Consider the following 22,927-nt stretch of genomic DNA (forward strand, 5'->3'; position numbering starts at 1 on the left):
AATGAACAACAAAATAGAAATTATTAAAACTACGAGTGAGAATGCTGATTTTGGCAATCTCATTACGGCATTAGATGCCAGCTTGTGGGAGCGTTACCCAGAATTAAAAACAAATTATTGGGGAAATAATGTCATAGAATTAAATCCTAATGTTGTTATTGTTTATTTTGATAACAATGCAGTTGCCTGCGGTTGTTTTAAGAAGTATGATAAAAATACAATTGAATTAAAACGTATGTTTGTCTCTCCAGAAGCAAGAGGCTTAGGCTTGGCAAAAAAAATAATACTTGAATTGGAACTTTGGGCACATGAGCTAGGTTTTTCTTGCTCTATACTAGAAACGTTGTATAAACAAAAAGAAGCTATCGGATTATATCAAAAAGTGGGTTATACAATTATAGATAATTATGAGCCATATATAGGTTTAGAAAATAGTATTTGCATGCAGAAACAAATTTAAATCATAAGTGAATGGCCGAAAATTCCTTTTTTCCTATTACCAATTGGTCCGAAGATGACAAGCCACGAGAAAAGCTAATGCTAAAAGGCAAAAGTGCATTGAGTGACGCAGAATTGATTGCTATTTTGATTGGCTCAGGAAGTCGGAACGAGTCGGCGGTTGATTTGAGCAAAAGGATTTTAGGAAGTGTCAGTAATAATTTGAATGCGTTAGGGAAATTATCGATTTCTCAATTGACAAATTTTAAAGGGATAGGCGAAGCGAAAGCAATTTCGATTATTGCCGCTTTAGAACTTGGGAGGCGAAGAAGGTCAGAGGATGCTGTTGCGCTAACAAAAATTACTTCAAGTAAAACAATTTTCGAAATCATGCAGCCTATTATTGGTGAATTGCCACACGAGGAATTTTGGATTGTATATTTGAATAATTCAAACAAAGTCATTTCAAAATCACAACTCAGTAAAGGCGGTATAACTGGAACTTTGGTAGATGTGAGATTGGTTTTTAAAATGGCACTGGAAATGGGGGCAACGGGATTAATATTATGCCACAATCATCCCTCAGGAACATTGATTCCGAGTGATGCGGATAAACAAATTACAAAGAAGTTAAAAATAGCCGGAGACAGTTTGGAAATAAAAGTACTGGACCATCTTATCGTGACGGAGGCTAATTATTTTAGTTTTGTTGATGAAGGGATATTTTAGAAAATAAAAATGAAAAATACGAATATAAAAGATGTTTTCTTTGATTTAGATCATACGCTTTGGGATTTTGATAGGAATTCTGAATTGACATTTGAGGCTATTTTCAATAAAAATCATCCAACAATTGAAACGAAAGATTTCATTGAAAAATATGTTCCAATAAATCAGGCCTGTTGGAAGTTATATCAATATGATAAAATCACACATGCAGAATTGCGTTATAATAGACTAAAGCATTCATTTGACGCTATAGACTACATAATTTCTGATGAAGAAATTGATTCAATAGCAAATGATTACATTCGGTTTTTACCAGACGATAATCATCTTTTTGAGGGTGCAATTGAGCTTTTGGATTATCTGAAGCCGAAATATAATTTGCATATAATTACGAATGGTTTTGCGGACGTTCAGTTTAAAAAATTGAATAATTCAAAAATCGGTTCTTATTTTCATTCCATTACTAATTCTGAAATGGCGGGAGTAAAAAAACCAAATCCTATTATTTTTAGATATGCATTAGATTTGGCTAAGGCGCAAAAAGAATTTAGTATTATGATTGGTGATTGCCTTGAGGCTGATGTGCAAGGAGCGCTTGATGCAGGATTAGATGCTATTTTCTTTAATGGCAGTAATGTCCAAGTGGAACAAAATATTAAACAAGTCAATCATTTATTAGAACTAAAGAAATACTTATAATTATGAAAAAAGCAACTTTAATTTCTTTACTGTTGATTGGAAGTTACAGTTTTTCGCAATCAGTAAATGATTATAGATCGGTGATAATTCCATTAAAATTTGATTTCACTAAAACAGAAAATCAATACCGTCTGGCAACTTTGTCAAAGTTTAATTTAAATAAGGCAGGGTTTGATGCTTATTATACTAATCAAACAATTGGTAGTGAATTCAATAACAGATGTAGTTTGCTGTATTATGATGTAGTAAAAGAAAAATCATTTTTGACCACAAAACTTCATGTCGTTTTTAAGGACTGTAACGAGAAAATTATTTTTCAATCGGTAACAGGAATAAGTAAAGAAAAGGATTTTCAGCTCGCCTATACTGAGGCTTTAAACAACGCATTTGTATCGGTTTTTGCTTTACATCATAAATACAATGAAAGTGGAATAAGGAACACACAACAAGTAATAACAACTGCGGCAGTTCCTGTTGCAATTACTACTAAAAGCAGCACTGTCTCTGATAGTTTAGATATAAACAATCCGAATTTAGTTTATGCTCAACCTATTGCTAATGGTTTTCAATTAGTTGATAGTTCACCAAAAGTGGTAATGAAAGTGTTTAAAACATCAAATACTAATTGTTACATCGCTATAAAAGGAAATGCTCAAGGTGTTTTAATAGCAAAAGACAATCGGTGGTTTTTTGAATATTATCAAAACGATATTCTTATTTCAGAAAAAATAGAGGTTAAATTTTAGATAAGATTGTTTTAATTTAAATTTGCAATCAAGAATATATAATTTACAATCTAATATCCATACTTATCTTTCCAACGATTTTTAAGAAATTCTCTTATAGAATTTTCTCGGGAATTATTCCCTGGAACGTATAATGGTTTTTTACTGACTGCATCCGGTAGAAATTCCTGTTCTGCAAAATTGTTGGCAAAATCATGCGAATATTTATACTCGTCACCATATCCTAATTCCTTCATTAATTTTGTGGGCGCATTGCGCAAATGTATGGGAACTGGTAAATCGCCAGTTTGTTTTACGAGTTGTTGAGCGGTTCCTATAGCTAAATACGAAGCATTACTCTTTGGAGAGGTCGCTAAGTAAATAGCACATTGGCTCAGTATAATTCTGCTTTCTGGATAACCTATGGTTGTAACTGCCTGGAAAGTATTATTGGCCATGATAAAAGCGGTAGGATTCGCATTTCCTATGTCTTCACTAGAAAGAATTAACATACGGCGTGCTATAAATTTGACATCCTCGCCACCTTCAATCATTCTTGCTAACCAATATACGGCGCCATTTGGATCACTTCCCCGAATTGATTTTATAAAAGCTGAAACAATATCATAATGTTGCTCACCGCTTTTGTCATATAAAACGGTGTTTTGCTGCACCAATGCAAATACTCTGTCATTAGTGATGATAATTTGGTCTTCATTAGACGCGTTTACGACAAGTTCAAAAATATTTAATAGCTTACGGCCATCGCCGCCAGAAAGTCGCAGCAGCGCTTCTGTTTCTTCAAGTTTAATGTTTTTTGATCCTAAAAAAGTATCTGTTTTTAAAGCGCGATGCAATAAAGTCTCTAAATCAGCTTTCGTAAAAGCATTCAAAACATATACTTGACATCTAGACAATAAGGCAGGTATGACTTCAAAACTAGGATTTTCTGTTGTTGCGCCTATTAAAGTAATCCATCCTTTTTCTACAGCTGCCAAAAGAGAGTCTTGCTGTGATTTACTGAACCTATGGATTTCGTCTATAAAAAGGATTGGATTTTTTGCAGTAAGCAGTCCGCCACTTTGTTTTGCTTTTTCGATAACCTCACGAATATCTTTTACACCAGAATTGATGGCACTCAAAATATAGAAAGGACGTTTTGATTCTTGCGCAATAATTTGTGCCAAAGTCGTCTTTCCCGTTCCAGGTGGTCCCCATAAAATCAAGGAAGGAATTATTCCTTTTGTAATTTGCTGTGTTAATGAGCCACTTGGTCCTACCAAATGGGATTGACTGATATAGTCTTCTAATTTTTGTGGTCGAATGCGTTCTGCAAGTGGTGCTTCCATTTTGTAAAATTACTATTTTTCAAACTGAACTTGTTTTAGTTTCTATTTTTTTTTGGAACTATTTCCAGCTGTCCACTCTATCTTTTTATCTCGTTAATGAAAACGATATAAAAAGGATGCCGTTTCCATCTGGGCTAGGGTATGCATTTAAAAGTGGACTATTAGTTTTAGTCTGACAAAATAGCATTAAATTGCTTTTGGATAAATTTTTGATTTTAAAATTACCAAGAATAATAAACCTAAAGCTACTAATGGATAATCATTTTAAATTTACCAATAAAGTTATCGGGCTTCCGCTTTTTTTTGTACTATTCTTATGGTTCGTATTTTGGCTTGAAGTACGATTTGATTTTGATTTTGTTGAAAACGGGATTTATCCAAGAGAATTTATTGGTTTACAAGGAGTTATATTTAGTCCTTTTATCCATGGTGATATTGAACATTTATATAATAACTCCATTCCATTGCTAATTTTATTGGCTGCTTTGCAATTTTTTTATGCCAGTCACTCTGTAAAAGTTATAGGATTTGGAATTTTGCTTTCGGGAATTATTACTTGGGTTATAGGTAGGGGTAGTTACCATATTGGCGCAAGCGGTTTGATTTATGTATTGGTGAGTTTTATCTTTTTCAAAGGTATACAAACACGATACTATCGTCTGGTAGCTTTGTCTCTGGCCGTAATTGTCGTTTATGGTGGTTTAGTGTGGTATGTCTTTCCAAGTCCCGAGGTCTCAGGTGGAAAAGTAATTTCTTGGGAGGGTCATTTGGCTGGATTGATAACGGGTCTTGTCTTGTCTTTATTTTATAAAACACCAGAGTATAGAAAGTTAATTAAATACGATTGGGAAAAACCGGATTTTAATCCTTCAGAAGATAAATTTATGCAGCGTTTTGATGCCAATGGAAATTTTGTAAATCTTGCTGCTCCTGAACAAACAGAGGAGTTGTCAAGCTATTACTCTTCTGATTTTCTGGTGGATTATAATATTATCTTAAACGAAAAAAACGAATCAAAACCGGAGTCATGATTCGTTTTTATATATGAGTTTAGATTCCCTTCCCTTTGGGAAGGGCGGGGGATGGGACTAACTTCTTTGTCTCACCGCTTCATATAAAAAAGCACCACAAGCAACGGATACATTCAAAGAACCAATGGTTCCAAACATAGGCAGTTTTGCTTTTTCATCGACAATTTTTAGTACAGACGGATTTACTCCACGATCCTCTGATCCCATAATTATTGCTACAGGTTCATTTAAATTGATGTCATAAATATTTTGATCTGTTTTTTCAGTGGCAGCCACTGTTTTAATTCCGCTTGCTTGCAAAAGAAAAATCGCGTCCTTAATATGTTCTACTTTACAAATTGGAATATTAAAAACGGCTCCAGCTGAAGTTTTTACGGTGTCTCCGTTTACTGGTGCTGAACCTGCTTTTTGAACAATGATACCATTTACACCTGTACATTCAGCTGTTCTGATAATAGCTCCAAAATTACGGGCATCTGATATTTGATCTAGTATTAGAAACAAAGGTTTTTTGCCATTTTCAATTACTGATTCTATCAAAGACTCTAAATCAAAAAAGGAAATAGGGGAGATAGTTGCTACGGCACCTTGATGATTATTAGGGGTAAGCCTGTTTAATTTTTCAACAGGAACATAAGAGAAGTTGATGTTACCTCGCTTCATCACTTTCATTAAATCTTTCATCAGTTCGCTGCTCGCTTCCTTTTGAATATAGACTTTGTCTACTGTTGCGCCTGCTTGTATGGCTTCTATTATTGCTCTAATCCCGAATATTTGGTGTTCTTTTTCCATGGCGCAAATATACAAAAAAAAACCACCCCAAAAAATGGGATGGTTTTTTAAAAATTTAATTAAGTGATAACTAGAATTTATCCCAGAATATTTTTGAAGTTAATTTATCTCCACCTGTTACTGTTGCGGCAGCAGCAGTAACATTTGTTGAATTAACAGTAGCTTCACCTGCAGGATAAGTTAATCTTGTAGGAACCGATTTGATATCGTTATATGTTGTAGCAGGAGCTACTAATACTGGATAATCTAATCTTCTCCATGAATCCCATGCTTCAAAACCTCTATTATATAAAGCGATCCAAGCTTGTTCTCCAATACTTTTTTTCCATGCTGCAGTTGATGTCCCGTTGTAAGGATTAGCAACTAAATATGCTGTTGCGTCAACAGTTGCTACACCCCAACTATCCATAGAAGCGGTAACAGCGCTGTTGTAGTGCGTTGCAGCTACACCAGCGGCAGCAACACCTCTTGCAGCAGCTTCGGCAAGTAAAAATTCTTGTTCGCTGTATGCAAGTATAGTTCCTGGGAAAGCTGGAGCTAAAATGGTATTATTAATTGTAGAAAAATTGGTATAACTATTAGATGAACCATAAATACCTCCTTTATAAACAGTTGTACCAGGTGCAAATGTGAAATATTTAGCTCTTCTAGGATCGTTTAATGCATTTAATTTATTGGCAAATGTATCAGCGATTACAAAATCCTTTCTTCCACTTGCAACTATGTCTGCATACAATGGGTTTGCATTAGGTTGTGCGCCTAAGTAATTCAAATTTGCATCATCACTATTGCTTGTCATAATTCCTGCATTAATTGCAGCTGTAGCTTGCGCAGAAGCGTAAGCAGCATCTACATCTGACATGTTGATGGCAAGTCTTAATCTAAGAGTATTTGCAAATTTCTTCCATTTTGCAGCATTACCATTATATATTAAATCAGCAGAACCAAAGCTAGCTTCTGAGGTATTCAAAGCAGCTTGAGCGGCAGCTAATCTAGCAATAAGGTCTTTGTAGATTGTCTGCGCATCATCGTATTTAGGCAGTGGGTGTCCTTCGATATCTAAAGCTTCAGAATAAGGAACATTACCAAAACTGTCTACTAGAACACTAAAAGTGTAAGCATTCATAATTTCAATGATCGCTCTTTTATTAGCCACAACTGCAGCTTCACTAGCACCAGCAGTCACAACTTTGTTTAGCAGAAGATTTGACTCTTTAAAATCTCTAAGAACATCTCTGTAAAGGGTTGTAAAGTGAGTGTCAGGAATAGGTCTTGTTGTCAAATTGTACTGACTTTCGTCTGGGTAAGTAGTTTCTGCCCAGTGCTGTACTAACATTCTGAAAACGTTTCTGTTTACAGATGCGTTTACCATTTGGTCTACTAAAGTTTTTTGAGCATTTGTAAATAAAAACTCGGGTTTAGCAGAAGTTGGATTTTTTGTATCTGTATTTAGTCCAGTTATATCATCAGTACATGATACAGTCAGAGCTAAAAACGAGATTAATAAAACTATTTTTTTCATAATTTAAAATTTAAATGTTACGTTAACACCAACATTTCTTGTCGTTGGTAAAGAACCTATTGAATATCCTGCTGATGAAGCATTAGCACTTAATCCACTTTCTGGGTCTGCATATGGAAGATTTTTGTCTATTATCCATAAATTTGAACCTACTATACTAAATTTCATTTCTTGAAGATTCATTCTTGAAACTAGAGTAGTTGGTAAAGAGTAGGTAATATTTACCTCTCTTAACTTGATGAAAGAAGCGTCATAAACGAAAGCTTTGTTTGGTGCTCTTCTGTAACCTGATACGTTACCGTATTGGTTCGGAGAAGGAGTTCTTACTGTATTAGGAGCACCAGCAGCGGTAACACCCGGTAAGATAACACCACCACCATTGGCGATAGTATTTCTTATTGGGTTGCCCAATTCATTAAGGCCAGCAGTAACGTCATATAAACCAGTAGCTAAACCATAAGATTGGTCAAGAGAAAATATGTCTCCTCCTTTTTTCATGTCAATTAAGAATCCGAAAGATAAGTTTTTATAAGTAAATTTATTACGAATACCGCCTAACCAATCAGGATTGACATCACCAATTACGTTGTTTGCAGTTGGGTTTAGTACATATCTACCATTAGCACCAACTATTCTTTCTCCGTTTAAGTACGTGAAATCAGTTCCTTTAAGTACACCAAAGGGTTGTCCTACTGACGCATTTAGAGTTACACCACCTTGAAAAGAATTTAATCTTAAGTTTTCAATTCCCTCAGCTAACTTAGTAACTTTATTTTTGTTTGTAGACCAGTTTACATTGATATCCCAAGCAAAATCTTTTGTTTTAAATGGGGTAACGTTAAATTGAACCTCAAGACCTTTGTTTTCTACAGTGGCAGCATTTATGTATTTTGCACTGTTACCGGTAGCAGGAGTAAAAGGAACTTGGAAAGCTTCTCCGTCGTTTACGTTTTTGTAAACACTTACTTCAAAGCCAAGTCTTCTATCTAAAAATTGCATTTCTAAACCGATTTCTGTAGTATTTGATATCACCGGTTTTAAGTTTGGATTATTTTTGGTACCTGTAACAGAATATTGTTGGTTAGTGCCAAAAGGGTCGTTCTTAATATAAGTTTCCACTAAAGACAATCCTGGAGTTCCTAATGGACTTTCAGAATAGCCTGCTCTAATTTTACCAAAACTTAACCATGGTTGATCAATGTGTTTCGTGAAAACATAACTACCCGAAGCAGATAAAGTCCAGATTGCATTATTTCCAACTGGTAAGTTAGAAAAAGAATCTCTTCTTGCCGTTGCATCTACGAAAAAGAAGTCTTTGAATCCTAAAGATGCTGATCCATAATAACTGTTAACTCCTTGATTAATTTCTGCTTCCACAGGGAAAGGAACAGTTTGTACAGAATTTGATAAACTGAACAAATCTGGTACGATAAGACCACCTTGTGTAGAGTTTAAGGTAGAAATAACTCTGGTTCTAACAGCTGTACCTCCAAGAAGACCAGTAAGATTAAAACTTTCAGAAAGGTCTTTTTTGAATGTTAGGATGAAATCATAATTTTGTTCAGAAAAAGATCTTTGGTATTTTTGGTATCCAGATGTTTCTGATAATCTGTTAATACCAAAATCACCAGCGATAGATCCAAATGCTCTTCTTTCTTCACGTAATTCGCTATAAGAATCAGTAGATATTTTTGCTGTAGCAGTCACCCAGTCAGCAATTTTATAATCCAATTTAGAGTATCCAATAAAACGATTTCTTTCATCAGATTGGAAGTTTTTATTTCTGATGAAATAAGGGTTGTCCCAGTAAATTTGAGTTAAGTCAGATGGGTCAGTAAAGTTCCAGTTAATATTTTGTCCACCAGATCTTTCGTAAACTTGTTTCAGTTCTTGAACGTCTACGTTTGTTTGCCACCACTGACGGAAGTTTGACATGATATTTTCATTATATCCTGTTGAGTTTCTACCCACCGTGCTTTGAGCATTGTAATTAGCAAAAACACTTGCAGATAATTTGTCAGTAAATTTGTGATTTATTTTAGCACTTACGCTATTCTTTTTCATATCACTGTTAGGAAGAATACCTGTTTGTTTTGAGTTAGTATAATTCAAAACAAAATTAGTAGTGTCATTTCCATCTTCTAATGAAACAGAGTTGTTAAAATTTGTTCCTGTTTGGAAGAAAGTTGTAGGGTCATTCTTAGCGGCTACCCATGGAGTAGCTTTTCCGAAACTGTCTGACCAAGGTGTAAATGCGTTCCAGTTGTACACCATTAATTTTGGATCGAACGCCGCTCCATAAGAAGCATCTTCTGATGTAGGAACAACTAAATCAAGAATACCGTCTCCATTTACATCTCTTTCTAAGAAATATCCAGAAGCGTCTTCATAAAAAGGGCCGTAACCTGCTCCGTATTTATCTTGATATTTAACGAAAGTGGATTTGTCAATAGTACTTCCAACAAATTCAGAAGAAACCGTGATTCCCATTCCTTTTTTTGCTCTACCTTTTTTTGTTGTAATCATTACTACACCATTACCACCTAAATAACCGTATAGTGCAGAAGCTGCTGCTCCTTTTAATATGTTCACACTTTCGATGTCTTCCGGATTGAGGTCCATTGCAGCATTACCATAATCATACGTGTTACCAGCACCAGAAGTTTGATTTCCTGTACCACCAGTTACTAATGAGTTATTGATTGGCATTCCGTCAATAACAATTAACATTTCATTACTTCCGTTTAAACTTTTAACCCCTCTAGATACGATACTAGATGAACCGCCAAAGTTGTTGTTTCTTTTGATATTAACACCTGCTACTTTTCCGGAAAGTTCGTTGATGAAATTCCCACTTCCTGCACCTGAATTTAAGTCTTCTGCCTTAACTTCTTGTGTGGCATATCCAAGAGATTTTTTTTCTCTTTTAATTCCTAAAGCTGTTACAACAACTCCTTCAAGTTCTAGTGCGTCACTCGCTAATTTAATATTAACATTTGCAGAACTTGCTACTCTTTCTTGGGTTTTCATCCCAATGTAGCTAAAAATCAAGACTTGGCTTGGTGATGCTTTGATAGAGTATTTTCCATCAAAATCAGTTTGTGTTCCAGATTTAGTTCCTTTTACTAATACGCTCACACCTGGTAAAGGTAGTCCTGCATTGTCGGAAACAGTTCCTGAAACGGCTCTTTCTTGCGCAAAAGTTAGTTGCGCCACAAGTACTACTAATAGTACTAAGAATCCATTGAACTTTAGTTTCATTTTTAAATATTTTGAATTAGTCTCGCAAACTTCATAATAATTTGTTAACTTTCCTAATAAATGTATTTCTTTTTTAATCCTATTTTAAAATTTAACATTATAACAAATGTGAACTATAGTGTTATAAAATGTTAATTTACTGTTATTATTTTTACCATTTGCAAAAGCTAAATTTAATAAACCATTTTTGGTTAGAAGTCCTAAACCTAGTCCTATTGATAATAGTTGTTGTTTTTGAGAGTCTATTTTAGTAAATGTTTTGTCTTGAGTTAGCCCAAAATCAATAATGGAATGAATGTACAGGCTGGGGGATAATGTATGTCTGTATTCTGTTAAAATTGTTGTTAAAAAATTTGCTTGAAGACTATTTTCTTCAAATCCTCTGATAGAGCTAAAGCCGCCAAAACGGTATAATTCATTTATTATATATTTTCCGCTTTGTAAATAGTAATTCTGCGATTTTACCTGAATGCTATTTTTTTTATCTAAATAAAAATTATGCGACGCCAGCAGGTCAATGAAGAATTGTTTGTTTAGACCAATTTCTTCCGTTTGATTATTGGTGTCTCGTTTTCCAATTCCTGTCGTTAGGGAGATAAAAGTCTTTTTTGTGAATAATAAACTGGCGTTGTCTATTTTTGTGTATTCAAAATTTAAAGTTGCAAATGAATTTTTGTAGTCGCTTAATTGTTTACTGTTTGTGTTTTGAATATCGCTGGATTCAGTGGATTGGAATCCTAGGTAAATCCGACTACTGTAATTGATGAAGTAGCCTAGGTCAATTGCTGTTTTTGTATTTTGGTAGGTGCTGTCTTGTTTGAAAATATTAATTTGTGCTTTCAGTGCTATTGGGCTTTTAAATAAATAAGGTAGTTCAAGAGTGGTCTTAAATGTTTTTTGTTTGTTTCCGTCAGTTTTCCAATAGAGTGAAAATAATTCTCCTGTGTGTAGCGTGTTTTCTAAAGTTATATCCAAATAGCCATTGAATGTTATGTTTTTGTTCTCATTGTTGGAAAAGCCAATGAATCCATCAAAAATATTTGACTTTCGTTTTTCGAGATAAATATATGCCTCAGTGGTATCTTCTGTGAATAATATTTCTGGATATTTAATCTGTTTTACAAATCCGAATTTTTCAAAATCGCCATTAATTTGTGCAAGGATTTCCTTGTTGAAAGTCTTATTGAGGTATTTTTTGTTGATTTGTGCTAAATATCCTTTTGGGAACTTTGTTTTTCTTTTATTTTCGGCCGTTTTTATAGCGATGGAGTTCAGGGTTCGTAGTTTGTCGCTTTGAAATAATAAATCTGCAATAAGGGTTTTATTTTTATTTTGTATGTTGTTTAGTTTTAGTTTTGCTAAAGAAAATCCTTTTTGTTCTAGTTTTAGGATTGCGTTGTTTAGAAATGCTTCCGTTTCTGCGTATGGAATAACTATTGTGTCTGACTTTTTGTCCGTTGTAAGTAGTTCTTTTAGTTTGGTATTTGCACCTATATATATACGGATGTATTTTATTTTTATTCCTAAACTTATCGTTGAAGTATAACTAGAGTCTCCTTCTCTACTATTACCTAGTATCAAGTTTTCGATATATCCTATTTCCGATAGTTTTTTTGATACTTTGTTAATTTCGTCATTAAGCGATTTTAGGTTTTCATGTTTGGATGTGTAGTTTAATGAATCAATAGTTATTGTTTCAGAATGTGAGCTGCCAATTATGCGTAGCTGAAAGTTTTGAGCGAAGCAGCTCGATCCAAAATTTAAAAACAGAAAGAAAAGGAGTAAAGATTTCAAATGAATATTTGTTTTAATAAAAGTAATGCAAATATCTATGGTTTGTCATAAAAATCAAACGCCAAAATAATCTTATTGAAAATTAATAGTTTAACGTTTGTAGAGTGAAAAATATTTTCTACATTTGCAACCCCGTAAAAAGCGGGAATTTAATATAATAAGAAATTTTTAGTATTAATTATGCCAACAATTCAACAATTAGTAAGAACAGGAAGAACTCAGATAACTAAGAAGAGTAAATCGGTTGCTTTAGATTCTTGTCCTCAAAGAAGAGGGGTTTGTACGCGTGTTTACACTACAACACCAAAAAAACCAAACTCTGCAATGCGTAAAGTAGCGCGTGTACGTTTGACAAATGGTAATGAAGTGAATGCTTACATCCCTGGTGAAGGACACAATTTACAAGAGCACTCGATAGTATTAGTTAGGGGTGGAAGGGTAAAAGATTTACCAGGAGTTAGATATCACATCGTTCGTGGTGCGCTTGATACGTCAGGAGTAGCGGGAAGAACGCAAAGAAGATCTAAGTATGGTGCTAAACGCCCAAAAGAAGCAAAAAAATAATTTAAAAAGTTATTCTTGTAGAAGCGCGATTCGTCGTGATTGTATTGGTATGACGTTTTATTAAAAAAAAGACATGAGAAAAAGAGCGGCAAAGAAAAGACCACTTTTACCAGATCCAAGGTTTAATGACCAACTGGTAACACGTTTTGTGAACAACTTAATGTGGGATGGAAAAAAATCGACAGCGTTTAAAGTATTTTATGATGCAATTGACATCATTGAGTCTAAAAAGCAAGATGCAGAGAAACCATCATTAGAAATATGGAAAGATGCTTTAACTAACGTTATGCCTCACGTAGAAGTACGTAGTCGTAGAGTGGGTGGAGCTACATTTCAGATTCCAATGCAAATTCGTCCAGATAGAAAAATTTCTATGGCGATGAAATGGTTGATTCTTTATTCAAGAAGAAGAAACGAAAAATCTATGGCTCAAAGGTTAGCTTCAGAATGTTTAGCTGCGGCTAAAGAAGAAGGTGCTGCCGTTAAGAAAAGAATGGATACTCACAAAATGGCAGAAGCTAATAAAGCATTCTCTCACTTTAGATTTTAATTCATAAGAAATGGCTAGAGATTTAAAATATACAAGAAACATAGGAATTGCTGCTCATATTGATGCTGGTAAAACAACAACAACTGAGCGTATATTATTCTATACTGGAAAGTCACACAAGATAGGTGAAGTGCATGATGGTGCTGCAACTATGGACTGGATGGCGCAAGAGCAAGAAAGAGGTATTACAATTACTTCTGCAGCTACAACTTGTGAATGGAATTTCCCAACAGAACAGGGCAAAGTTTTGCCTGATACATTACCGTATCACTTTAATATTATTGATACCCCGGGACACGTTGATTTTACTGTTGAAGTAAATCGTTCTTTACGTGTACTTGACGGGTTAGTTTTCTTGTTTAGTGCTGTTGATGGCGTTGAGCCACAATCAGAAACTAACTGGAGGCTTGCTGATCAATATAGAGTGCCACGTATTGGATTCGTAAATAAAATGGACCGTCAAGGTTCTAACTTTTTGATGGTTTGTCAGCAAGTTAGAGATATGTTGAAATCCAATGCGGTTGCTATTACTTTGCCAATTGGTGAAGAAAATGACTTCAGAGGTGTGGTTGATTTGGTTAAAAATCAAGCTATTGTTTGGCATGAGGAAGGCCTTGGAGCTACTTACGATATTGTGCCTATTCCTGAGGATATGGTTGCAGAAGTGAAAGAATACAGATCGATTCTTATTGAAGCAGTTGCTGATTATGATGAAAATTTGTTGGAAAAATTCATGGAAGATGAAGACTCTATTACAGAGGAAGAAATCAATATTGCTTTAAGAGCTGCTACTATGGATATGGCTATCATTCCGATGATTGCTGGTTCTTCTTTCAAAAATAAAGGAGTTCAATTCATGTTAGATGCAGTATGTAAATATTTGCCTTCTCCGATGGATAAAGAAGGTATCGAAGGGATTCATCCTGATGATGCTGATTTATTAGAAGAAGATCAAACTAAAATTTTACGTAAGCCAGATGTTAAAGAGCCATTCGCTGCTTTAGCATTTAAAATTGCTACTGACCCATTCGTAGGTCGTTTAGCTTTCTTCCGTGCTTATTCAGGTCGTTTAGATGCTGGTTCTTATGTTTTGAACACACGTTCAGGAAATAAAGAACGAATCTCTCGTATATACCAAATGCATGCGAACAAACAAAACCCAATCGATTATATCGAAGCAGGTGATATTGGAGCTGCAGTAGGATTTAAAGACATTAAAACAGGAGATACTTTGTGTGATGAAAAACACCCAATTATTCTTGAGTCTATGAAATTTCCAGCGCCGGTAATTGGTATTGCAATTGAGCCAAAAACGAAAGCTGACGTTGATAAAATGGGTATGGCTTTGGCTAAATTAGCTGAAGAAGATCCAACATTTACTGTTAGAACTGATGAAGCTTCAGGTCAAACGATTATATCAGGTATGGGTGAACTTCACTTAGATATCTTGGTAGATCGTATGAAACGTGAATTTAAAGTTGAAGTGAATCAAGGTGAGCCTCAAGTTGAATACAAAGAAGCTTTTACTAGAAGTGCAACTCACAGAGAAACATACAAAAAACAATCAGGTGGTCGTGGTAAATTCGGTGATATCGTATTTAAACTAGAGCCAGCAGATGAAGTTGATGGAAAAGTTCCAAAAGGATTACAGTTTGTTAATGCTGTAAAAGGTGGTAACGTTCCTAAAGAATACATTCCATCTGTAGAAAAAGGTTTCAGAGAAGCTATGAAAACCGGTCCATTGGCAGGTTATCAAGTAGACAGTTTGAAAGTAACTTTAACAGACGGATCTTTTCACCCTGTCGATTCTGATGCGCTATCTTTTGAGTTAGCTGCCAGAATGGGGTATAGAGAAGTTGCTAAAGCTGCAGGTGCTGTAATTCTTGAACCAATCATGAAAATGGAAGTTATTACGCCAGAAGAAAACATGGGAGATATCGTAGGTGATATTAACCGTCGTAGAGGTCAGGTAAATGACATGGGTGACAGAGCTGGTGCTAAAACTATTAAAGCAGATGTGCCATTGTCTGAAATGTTTGGATATGTTACTACGTTAAGAACACTTTCATCAGGTAGAGCAACATCTACAATGGAATTTTCGCACTACGCAGAAACTCCTGCTAATATTTCAGAAGCAGTAATCAAAAAAGCAAAAGGAAACGCTTAATCTTTAAGAAAATGAGTCAAAAAATCAGAATAAAACTAAAATCTTACGATCACATGTTGGTAGACAAGTCCGCTGAGAAGATTGTAAAAACGGTTAAGAGTACCGGTGCAGTAGTAACAGGACCAATTCCATTACCAACTCACAAAAAACTTTTCACTGTACTACGTTCTCCACACGTTAACAAAAAAGCGAGAGAGCAATTTGAAGTAATGTCATACAAGAGATTAATTGACATTTACTCATCATCATCTAAAACTATTGATGCTTTGATGAAACTTGAATTGCCTAGCGGTGTTGAAGTAGAGATCAAAGTTTAAGTAGCTTACTAGTAAGAAAAGAACGCTGTTTTTAAGCGAAAAATATTTTTTTAGGTTTGTGTGTAAATAAGTTATACTTTTGCACCACTTTAAAAAATAGGATTCGGTTAAAAGCTGCGTTCTATATTTATATTTAATAATTAATAATTAATATTTATGTCTGGGTTAATTGGTAGAAAAATCGGCATGACTAGCTTATTCGACGAAAACGGGAAGAATATTCCTTGTACAGTAATCGAAGCTGGACCATGTGTTGTTACCCAAGTCAGAACCAAAGGTGTTGACGGGTACGAAGCGTTGCAACTTGGTTTCGATGACAAAAACGAGAAACATTCCACAAAAGCGGCTTTAGGTCACTTTAAAAAAGCGGGAACTGTAGCTAAGAAAAAAGTCGTTGAATTCCGAGATTTCGCAACAGAACAAAATTTAGGAGATCTTATAGATGTTTCTATTTTTCAAGAAGGAGAATTTGTAGATGTACAAGGTTTATCTAAAGGTAAAGGTTTTCAGGGAGTTGTAAAACGTCACGGTTTTGGTGGTGTTGGTCAAGCAACTCACGGTCAGCACAACCGTTTAAGAGCGCCAGGTTCTGTAGGAGCTTCTTCTTATCCATCTAGAGTATTCAAAGGAATGCGTATGGCTGGAAGAATGGGAGGAGACAATGTAAAAGTTCAAAACCTTAGAGTTTTAAAAGTAGTGGCTGAAAAGAACCTACTTGTTATTAAAGGATGTGTTCCTGGATGTAACAACTCTTATGTAATCATTCAGAAGTAATGGAAGCAAAAGTATTAGATTTCAACGGAAAAGATACTGGAAGAATAGTTCAACTTTCTGATTCAGTATTTGGTATAGAACCAAACAATCACGCAGTATATCTTGATGTTAAGCAATATCTTGCTAATCAAAGACAAGGAACGCACAAAGCTAAAGAAAGAGCTGAAGTAGCGGGAAGTACACGTAAGATTAAAAAACAAAAAGGAACTGGTACTGCTCGTGCGGGTAGTGCAAAGAATCCATTGTTTAAAGGTGGTGGAACAGTTTTCGGACCAAGATCAAGAAGTTATTCATTTAAATTGAATAAAAGCTTGAAGCGTTTGGCTAGAAAATCTGCTTTCTCAATTAAAGCAAAAGAGTCGAATATTATCGTTCTTGAAGACTTTAATTTTGAAACACCAAACACTAAAAATTTCATCAACGTTTTGAAAGCTTTAGAGTTAGAAAATAAAAAGTCTCTGTTTGTGTTGGGTGATTCAAATAAAAATGTATATTTGTCGTCACGTAATTTAAAGGGCTCTAACGTAGTAAGTAGCTTAGAATTAAGTACTTACGCTATCTTAAACGCTAGTAATTTAGTGCTTTTAGAGAGTTCTTTAGAGATAATTGAAGAAAATTTAAGTAAATAATAGGATATGAGCATCATAATTAAGCCTATAGTAACGGAAAAAGTAACCAAAGAAAGTGAAGTTTTAAACCGCTTCGGATTCGTTGTTGATAAAAAAGCAAATAAAGTTCAAATTAAGAAAGCTGTTGAAGCTGCTTATGGTGTAACTATTTTGAGTGTCAACACGATGAACGTAAGACCGGATAGAACTACAAAATACACTAAAAGTGGTTTGATCAGTGGAAAGACTAATGCAATTAAAAAAGCAATTGTTCAAGTACAAGAAGGAGAAACAATTGATTTTTACAACAATATCTAAGATAGAAAAATGTCAGTAAGAAAATTAAAACCTATTACCCCAGGTCAGCGATTTAGAGTTGTGAATGGTTATGACGCCATTACAACTGATAAGCCGGAACGCTCTTTGATAGCGCCGATAAAAAACTCTGGAGGTAGAAATAGTCAAGGAAAGATGACCATGCGTTATACGGGTGGTGGTCACAAGCAGAGATATCGTATTATTGATTTCAAACGTACAAAAGAAGGAATTCCGGCTACAGTGAAATCAATCGAATATGATCCAAATCGTACTGCATTTATCGCATTGTTGGCTTATGCTGATGGTGAGAAAACTTATGTTATTGCTCAAAACGGATTGAAAGTTGGTCAGAAATTAGTTTCTGGTCCTGAATCTCAACCTGAAATTGGTAATACATTACCTTTAAGTAGAGTTCCACTTGGAACTGTAATTTCTTGTATCGAATTGAGACCAGGACAAGGAGCTGTAATCGCTCGTTCTGCTGGAACATTTGCTCAATTAATGGCAAGAGATGGAAAATATGCAACAATTAAAATGCCTTCTGGAGAAACGAGATTAATCTTGTTAACTTGTTCGGCTACTATTGGAGCTGTATCTAATTCTGATCACCAATTAGTTGTATCTGGAAAAGCAGGTAGAACAAGATGGTTAGGAAGAAGACCTAGAACAAGACCTGTTGCAATGAACCCTGTCGATCACCCAATGGGTGGTGGTGAAGGACGTTCTTCTGGTGGACATCCACGTTCAAGAAATGGAATACCAGCTAAAGGTTATAGAACTCGTTCTAAGAAAAACCCGAGTAACAAGTATATCGTAGAACGTAGAAAGAAATAATAAGATATGGCACGTTCATTAAAAAAAGGACCTTTCGTTCACTATAAGTTAGACAAGAAAGTTCAAGAAAACATTGCAGGTGGAAATAAAGGAGTGGTTAAGACTTGGTCTAGAGCTTCTATGATTACTCCAGACTTTGTTGGACAAACAATCGCAGTTCATAACGGTCGTCAATTTGTACCAGTTTACGTAACAGAAAACATGGTAGGTCACAAATTAGGAGAATTTTCACCAACTAGATCTTTTAGAGGTCATGCTGGAGCAAAAAATAAAGGTAAAAAATAAGAAGCAATGGGAGTTCGTAAAAGAGAAACAGCAGATGCGAGAAAAGAGGCTAATAAGTCTATTGCTTTCGCAAAATTGAATAACTGCCCTACTTCACCTAGAAAAATGCGCTTAGTAGCGGACTTGGTAAGAGGTCAGAAGGTAGAAAGAGCACTAAACATCTTAAGATTCAGTTCTAAAGAAGCTTCAAGAAAATTAGAAAAATTGGTTTTATCTGTAATTGCCAACTGGCAAGCTAAAAACCCTGACGCTAATATGGAAGAAGCAGGTTTATTTGTTAAAACGATTACAGTAGATGGTGGAATGATGTTGAAAAGACTTCGTCCAGCTCCACAGGGTCGTGCACACAGAATAAGAAAACGTTCTAATCACGTAACAATCGTGCTTGGATCTATTAATAACACACAAGCAATTTAATACAAGATGGGACAAAAGACAAATCCAATTGGAAATAGACTTGGTATCATCAGAGGATGGGACTCAAACTGGTATGGTGGAAATGATTACGGTGATAAACTTGCCGAAGATCACAAAATCAGAAAGTATATCCATGCTCGTTTATCAAAAGCTAGTGTATCAAAAGTAATCATTGAGAGAACTTTGAAACTTGTAACCGTTACTATCACTACTGCTAGACCTGGTATCATTATCGGAAAAGGTGGGCAAGAGGTAGACAAGTTAAAAGAAGAACTTAAGAAAATTACTGACAAAGAGGTTCAAATCAACATCTTTGAAATTAAAAGACCTGAACTTGACGCGTATCTAGTTGCCACAAGCATCTGTCGTCAAATCGAAAGCAGAATTTCTTACAGACGTGCAATCAAAATGGCTATTGCTGCTTCTATGCGTATGAACGCAGAAGGTATAAAAGTTTTGATTTCTGGTCGTTTGAATGGTGCTGAGATGGCTCGTTCAGAAGGTTTCAAAGAAGGTAGAGTTCCTCTATCAACTTTCAGAGCTGATATTGATTATGCACTTGCAGAAGCACATACTACTTATGGTAGAATGGGTATCAAAGTGTGGATCATGAAAGGTGAAGTTTATGGAAAGAGAGATCTTTCTCCGCTTGCAGGAATGGATAAAAAACAATCTGGAACTGGTGGTGGTAAAGGTGGCGATTCTCCGAGAGGAGATAGAAAACCTTTTAATAAAGGTGGTAAACCAGACGCTCGTAAACGAAAGTAAATTTTTAAACTAAAGAAAAATGTTACAGCCTAAAAGAACAAAATACCGTAAGGTACAAAAAGGTAAAATGAAAGGAAATTCTCAAAGAGGACATGAACTTTCTAATGGAATGTTTGGTATTAAATCTGTACATGAAGATGGAATGTTCTTAACCTCTCGTCAAATCGAGGCTGCGCGTATTGCTGCAACTCGTTTTATGAAGAGAGAAGGACAATTATGGATCAAAATATTTCCAGACAAACCTATCACTAAGAAACCTCTTGAGGTACGTATGGGTAAAGGTAAAGGTGCAGTTGAGTATTGGGCTGCCGTTGTTAAACCCGGAAGAATTATGTTCGAAGTTGGAGGAGTACCTTTGTCAGTTGCAAAAGAGGCGTTACGTCTTGCAGCTCAAAAGCTTCCAGTAAAAACTAAATTCGTCGTTGCTAGAGATTTCGAAGCATAATTTATATTATATTATGAAACAATCAGAAATAAAAGATCTTTCTGCAGCGGAGTTGCAAGAAAAGCTTAGCCAGACTAAGAAAACATATGCTGATCTAAAAATGGCTCACGCTATTTCGCCAATTGAGAACCCACTTCAAATTAGAAGTGTAAGAAGAACAGTTGCTAGATTAGCTACAGAACTTACTAAAAGAGAGTTACAATAACTGTATTCTGCTGAAAGATGGAAGAAAAAAGAAATTTAAGAAAAGAAAGAGTTGGTGTTGTTACTTCGGACAAAATGGATAAATCTATTGTTGTTGCAGAAGTAAGAAAAGTAAAACACCCATTATACGGTAAGTTCGTGTTGAAAACTAAAAAGTATCACGCACACGACGAAAAGAACGACTGTAACATTGGAGATACTGTAAGGATTAGCGAGACGCGTCCTTTAAGTAAAACTAAATGTTGGAGGTTAGTTGAAATCCTAGAAAGAGCTAAATAATTATGGTACAACAAGAATCAAGACTAAAAGTAGCAGATAACACTGGAGCAAAGGAAGTTTTAACTATCCGTGTTTTAGGAGGTACCAAAAGAAGGTATGCCTCTGTTGGTGACAAGATTGTAGTTTCTATCAAAGATACTGCTCCTAACGGAAGCGTTAAAAAAGGAGCTGTTTCAACTGCAGTTGTTGTACGTACCAAAAAAGAAGTGAGAAGAGCCGATGGTTCATACATTAGATTTGATGACAACGCATGTGTGTTATTGAATGCTGCTGGTGAAATGAGAGGAACTCGTGTTTTTGGTCCGGTAGCAAGAGAACTTCGTGAAAAACAATTCATGAAAATTGTATCATTAGCACCAGAAGTGCTTTAATTCGTTTTTAAGATGATAAAGCTAAAAATAAAATCAGGTGACATTGTAAGAGTAATTGCTGGAGACCATAAAGGTGCTGAAGGTAAAGTATTACGTGTTTACCGTGAGAAAAACAAAGCGATTGTTGAAGGTGTAAATATGGTTTCAAAACACACGAAACCTAGTGCAAAAAGCCCTCAAGGTGGTATCGTGAAGAAAGAAGCTTCTATACAAATATCTAATATTTCTCTAATTGATCCTAAAACTAAGGAAACAACTAGAGTTGGTATTAGAGTTGAAGGAGATAAGAAAGTAAGATTTTCAAAAAAATCTAATCAAGTACTATAGTAATGGCATATATACCTAGACTAAAAGAAGAATATAAGAGCAGAGTAATTGCTGCTCTTAAAGAGGAATTCGGATACGTAAACGTAATGCAGGTTCCAAAATTGGACAAAATCGTTTTAAGTAAAGGAGTTGGTGCAGCTGTATCTGATAAAAAACTAATTGACTATGCAGTTGATGAGTTAACAAAGATCACTGGACAGAAAGCAGTATCTACTATTTCAAAGAAAGACGTTGCGTCATTCAAACTGAGAAAAGGGATGCCTATTGGAGCAAAAGTTACTTTGCGTGGGGAAAGAATGTATGAGTTTTTAGATAGACTTATTACTTCAGCTTTGCCACGTGTAAGAGATTTCAGTGGTATTAAAGCTACTGGTTTTGACGGAAGAGGAAATTATAACCTTGGAGTTTTGGAACAAATCATTTTCCCAGAAATTGATATTGATAAAGTAAACAAAATTTCAGGTATGGATATCTCTTTTGTGACTACTGCAAAAACAGATAAAGAAGCAAAGTCTCTATTGACAGAATTAGGATTACCTTTTAAAAAGAATTAAGACATGGCTAAAGAATCAATGAAAGCCCGCGAGGTTAAGAGAGAAAAAACGGTAGCGAAGTATGCTGAGAAAAGAAAAGCTTTGTTAGAAGCTGGAGATTTCGTAGGTTTGCAAAAGTTACCAAAAAATGCTTCACCAGTTCGTTTGCACAATCGTTGTAAATTAACAGGTAGACCTAGAGGGTATATGCGTCAATTCGGTCTTTCACGTGTTACATTTCGTGAAATGGCAAATAACGGATTGATACCTGGTGTTAAAAAAGCATCTTGGTAAGACGTAATTTTATTACGTCCTGATACAGACTTAACTTATGTTTTGTCTGTATCATAAATATTTATAAATTGGTTTCAGGTTCGATAAATAGTTTATCGAAAACCAAAACCGCAAATTGATACACATGTATACAGATCCTATTGCCGATTATTTGACAAGAGTTCGTAACGCAGTGGCTGCAAACCACAAAGTTGTTGAAATTCCTGCATCTAATCTAAAAAAAGAAATAACAAAGATCTTATTTGATCAAGGTTATATCTTGAGTTACAAATTTGAAGACAACGCTGTTCAGGGTTCGATCAAAATTGCTTTGAAGTATGATAAAGATACTAAAGAGTCAGTAATTAAAGATATCCAAAGAATTAGTAAACCAGGTTTACGTAAATATTCAAGTTCTTCTACCATTCCTAGAATCCTTAACGGATTAGGCATCGCTATCGTATCTACCTCAAAAGGGTTGATGACTGGAAAAAAAGCGAAGCAATTGAACGTAGGTGGTGAAGTTATTTGTTACGTATACTAATTTAAAGAC

General features: G+C 35.1%; 29 protein-coding genes. 24 read left to right on the plus strand and 5 right to left on the minus strand.

Annotated elements, in window-relative coordinates:
* The first annotated feature begins 1 nt into the window (after window position 1).
* From BUC23_RS13620 to BUC23_RS13635, 4 genes are read left to right on the plus strand one after another with little or no spacing between them, the layout of a single operon-like run.
* On the plus strand, window positions 2-460 hold the full coding sequence (locus BUC23_RS13620; RefSeq protein WP_073210339.1) for a GNAT family N-acetyltransferase: 459 nt from the start codon (window positions 2-4) through the stop codon (window positions 458-460).
* Between the two features lie 11 nt (window positions 461-471).
* Window positions 472-1,167 carry a RadC family protein gene (gene radC / locus BUC23_RS13625; protein WP_073210341.1) on the plus strand — a complete coding sequence of 232 codons (696 nt, stop codon included), beginning with the start codon at window positions 472-474 and terminating at the stop codon, window positions 1,165-1,167.
* A gap of 9 nt (window positions 1,168-1,176) precedes the next feature.
* Window positions 1,177-1,866 carry a YjjG family noncanonical pyrimidine nucleotidase gene (locus BUC23_RS13630; RefSeq protein WP_073210344.1) on the plus strand — a complete coding sequence of 230 codons (690 nt, stop codon included), beginning with the start codon at window positions 1,177-1,179 and terminating at the stop codon, window positions 1,864-1,866.
* 2 nt (window positions 1,867-1,868) lie between these two features.
* Entirely contained in the window at window positions 1,869-2,612 is a 744-nt protein-coding gene (locus tag BUC23_RS13635; protein WP_073210345.1) for a hypothetical protein, read from the plus strand.
* A 50-nt stretch (window positions 2,613-2,662) separates the two neighbouring features.
* On the opposite strand, the gene BUC23_RS13640 is transcribed toward BUC23_RS13635, so the two are convergent.
* A complete protein-coding gene (locus BUC23_RS13640) occupies window positions 2,663-3,940 on the minus strand; it encodes a replication-associated recombination protein A (protein ID WP_073210347.1) in 1,278 nt (425 codons plus the stop codon).
* 251 nt (window positions 3,941-4,191) lie between these two features.
* On the opposite strand from BUC23_RS13640, the gene BUC23_RS13645 reads away from it, so the two are divergent.
* The gene (locus BUC23_RS13645; protein WP_073210349.1) at window positions 4,192-4,971 is read left to right on the plus strand and encodes a rhomboid family intramembrane serine protease; all 780 of its coding nucleotides are present in this window, start codon (window positions 4,192-4,194) and stop codon (window positions 4,969-4,971) included.
* Window positions 4,972-5,028: 57 nt separating this feature from the next.
* Here BUC23_RS13645 and rlmB read toward each other — a convergent pair whose 3' ends face one another.
* From rlmB to BUC23_RS13665, 4 genes are all read right to left on the minus strand, one after another.
* The gene (gene rlmB / locus BUC23_RS13650; RefSeq protein WP_073210350.1) at window positions 5,029-5,763 is read right to left on the minus strand and encodes a 23S rRNA (guanosine(2251)-2'-O)-methyltransferase RlmB; all 735 of its coding nucleotides are present in this window, start codon (window positions 5,761-5,763) and stop codon (window positions 5,029-5,031) included.
* Between the two features lie 70 nt (window positions 5,764-5,833).
* On the minus strand, window positions 5,834-7,285 hold the full coding sequence (locus tag BUC23_RS13655) for a SusD/RagB family nutrient-binding outer membrane lipoprotein (protein ID WP_073210352.1): 1,452 nt from the start codon (window positions 7,283-7,285) through the stop codon (window positions 5,834-5,836).
* A 3-nt stretch (window positions 7,286-7,288) separates the two neighbouring features.
* Entirely contained in the window at window positions 7,289-10,546 is a 3,258-nt protein-coding gene (locus BUC23_RS13660; RefSeq protein ID WP_073210354.1) for a SusC/RagA family TonB-linked outer membrane protein, read from the minus strand.
* An 84-nt stretch (window positions 10,547-10,630) separates the two neighbouring features.
* Window positions 10,631-12,340, minus strand: a complete 1,710-nt coding sequence (locus tag BUC23_RS13665) for a BamA/TamA family outer membrane protein (protein WP_073210356.1) — start codon at window positions 12,338-12,340, stop codon at window positions 10,631-10,633.
* Between the two features lie 180 nt (window positions 12,341-12,520).
* Between BUC23_RS13665 and rpsL the strand changes: the two genes are divergently transcribed.
* The 19 genes from rpsL to rpsH all read left to right on the plus strand — a co-directional run bounded on the left by rpsL (window position 12,521) and on the right by rpsH (window position 22,918).
* Window positions 12,521-12,904 carry a 30S ribosomal protein S12 gene (gene rpsL, locus BUC23_RS13670; RefSeq protein ID WP_007136570.1) on the plus strand — a complete coding sequence of 128 codons (384 nt, stop codon included), beginning with the start codon at window positions 12,521-12,523 and terminating at the stop codon, window positions 12,902-12,904.
* Between the two features lie 73 nt (window positions 12,905-12,977).
* The gene (gene rpsG, locus BUC23_RS13675; protein WP_035668130.1) at window positions 12,978-13,454 is read left to right on the plus strand and encodes a 30S ribosomal protein S7; all 477 of its coding nucleotides are present in this window, start codon (window positions 12,978-12,980) and stop codon (window positions 13,452-13,454) included.
* A gap of 10 nt (window positions 13,455-13,464) precedes the next feature.
* Entirely contained in the window at window positions 13,465-15,621 is a 2,157-nt protein-coding gene (gene fusA, locus BUC23_RS13680) for an elongation factor G (RefSeq protein ID WP_073210358.1), read from the plus strand.
* A gap of 11 nt (window positions 15,622-15,632) precedes the next feature.
* Window positions 15,633-15,938 (plus strand): 30S ribosomal protein S10, encoded by a 306-nt coding sequence (rpsJ, locus tag BUC23_RS13685; protein WP_011963470.1) that lies wholly within the window; start codon window positions 15,633-15,635, stop codon window positions 15,936-15,938.
* Window positions 15,939-16,094: 156 nt separating this feature from the next.
* Complete coding sequence (gene rplC, locus BUC23_RS13690) at window positions 16,095-16,712, plus strand: 50S ribosomal protein L3 (RefSeq protein ID WP_073210361.1); 618 nt, start codon at window positions 16,095-16,097, stop codon at window positions 16,710-16,712.
* Complete coding sequence (gene rplD / locus BUC23_RS13695) at window positions 16,712-17,341, plus strand: 50S ribosomal protein L4 (protein WP_073210365.1); 630 nt, start codon at window positions 16,712-16,714, stop codon at window positions 17,339-17,341. Before rplC ends, rplD begins: the two co-directional genes overlap by 1 nt.
* A 6-nt stretch (window positions 17,342-17,347) precedes the next feature.
* The gene (rplW, locus tag BUC23_RS13700) at window positions 17,348-17,638 is read left to right on the plus strand and encodes a 50S ribosomal protein L23 (RefSeq protein WP_035668124.1); all 291 of its coding nucleotides are present in this window, start codon (window positions 17,348-17,350) and stop codon (window positions 17,636-17,638) included.
* Between the two features lie 9 nt (window positions 17,639-17,647).
* Window positions 17,648-18,472, plus strand: a complete 825-nt coding sequence (rplB, locus tag BUC23_RS13705) for a 50S ribosomal protein L2 (protein WP_035668122.1) — start codon at window positions 17,648-17,650, stop codon at window positions 18,470-18,472.
* Window positions 18,473-18,478: 6 nt separating this feature from the next.
* Window positions 18,479-18,757, plus strand: coding sequence for a 30S ribosomal protein S19 (rpsS, locus tag BUC23_RS13710; RefSeq protein WP_007136562.1), 279 nt, complete (start codon window positions 18,479-18,481; stop codon window positions 18,755-18,757).
* Window positions 18,758-18,763: 6 nt separating this feature from the next.
* Window positions 18,764-19,174, plus strand: a complete 411-nt coding sequence (rplV, locus tag BUC23_RS13715) for a 50S ribosomal protein L22 (protein ID WP_007136561.1) — start codon at window positions 18,764-18,766, stop codon at window positions 19,172-19,174.
* 6 nt (window positions 19,175-19,180) lie between these two features.
* Entirely contained in the window at window positions 19,181-19,942 is a 762-nt protein-coding gene (gene rpsC / locus BUC23_RS13720) for a 30S ribosomal protein S3 (RefSeq protein ID WP_073210367.1), read from the plus strand.
* 19 nt (window positions 19,943-19,961) lie between these two features.
* Window positions 19,962-20,387, plus strand: a complete 426-nt coding sequence (gene rplP / locus BUC23_RS13725) for a 50S ribosomal protein L16 (RefSeq protein ID WP_007803637.1) — start codon at window positions 19,962-19,964, stop codon at window positions 20,385-20,387.
* 13 nt (window positions 20,388-20,400) lie between these two features.
* Window positions 20,401-20,592, plus strand: a complete 192-nt coding sequence (gene rpmC, locus BUC23_RS13730) for a 50S ribosomal protein L29 (RefSeq protein WP_047774317.1) — start codon at window positions 20,401-20,403, stop codon at window positions 20,590-20,592.
* A 17-nt stretch (window positions 20,593-20,609) separates the two neighbouring features.
* Window positions 20,610-20,870 (plus strand): 30S ribosomal protein S17, encoded by a 261-nt coding sequence (gene rpsQ, locus BUC23_RS13735; protein ID WP_073210370.1) that lies wholly within the window; start codon window positions 20,610-20,612, stop codon window positions 20,868-20,870.
* A gap of 2 nt (window positions 20,871-20,872) precedes the next feature.
* On the plus strand, window positions 20,873-21,241 hold the full coding sequence (gene rplN, locus BUC23_RS13740; RefSeq protein ID WP_026717863.1) for a 50S ribosomal protein L14: 369 nt from the start codon (window positions 20,873-20,875) through the stop codon (window positions 21,239-21,241).
* A gap of 12 nt (window positions 21,242-21,253) precedes the next feature.
* A complete protein-coding gene (gene rplX / locus BUC23_RS13745) occupies window positions 21,254-21,568 on the plus strand; it encodes a 50S ribosomal protein L24 (protein WP_035668111.1) in 315 nt (104 codons plus the stop codon).
* A 2-nt stretch (window positions 21,569-21,570) separates the two neighbouring features.
* On the plus strand, window positions 21,571-22,122 hold the full coding sequence (gene rplE / locus BUC23_RS13750; protein WP_073210372.1) for a 50S ribosomal protein L5: 552 nt from the start codon (window positions 21,571-21,573) through the stop codon (window positions 22,120-22,122).
* 3 nt (window positions 22,123-22,125) lie between these two features.
* Entirely contained in the window at window positions 22,126-22,395 is a 270-nt protein-coding gene (gene rpsN, locus BUC23_RS13755) for a 30S ribosomal protein S14 (RefSeq protein ID WP_007136553.1), read from the plus strand.
* A gap of 124 nt (window positions 22,396-22,519) precedes the next feature.
* Window positions 22,520-22,918: a 30S ribosomal protein S8 gene (rpsH, locus tag BUC23_RS13760; RefSeq protein ID WP_066081018.1), complete on the plus strand. Its 399-nt coding sequence runs from the start codon at window positions 22,520-22,522 to the stop codon at window positions 22,916-22,918.
* Window positions 22,919-22,927 lie beyond the last annotated feature (9 nt).

Origin of the sequence: Flavobacterium xinjiangense (assembly GCF_900142885.1) — a bacterium.
Lineage (GTDB): Bacteria > Bacteroidota > Bacteroidia > Flavobacteriales > Flavobacteriaceae > Flavobacterium > Flavobacterium xinjiangense.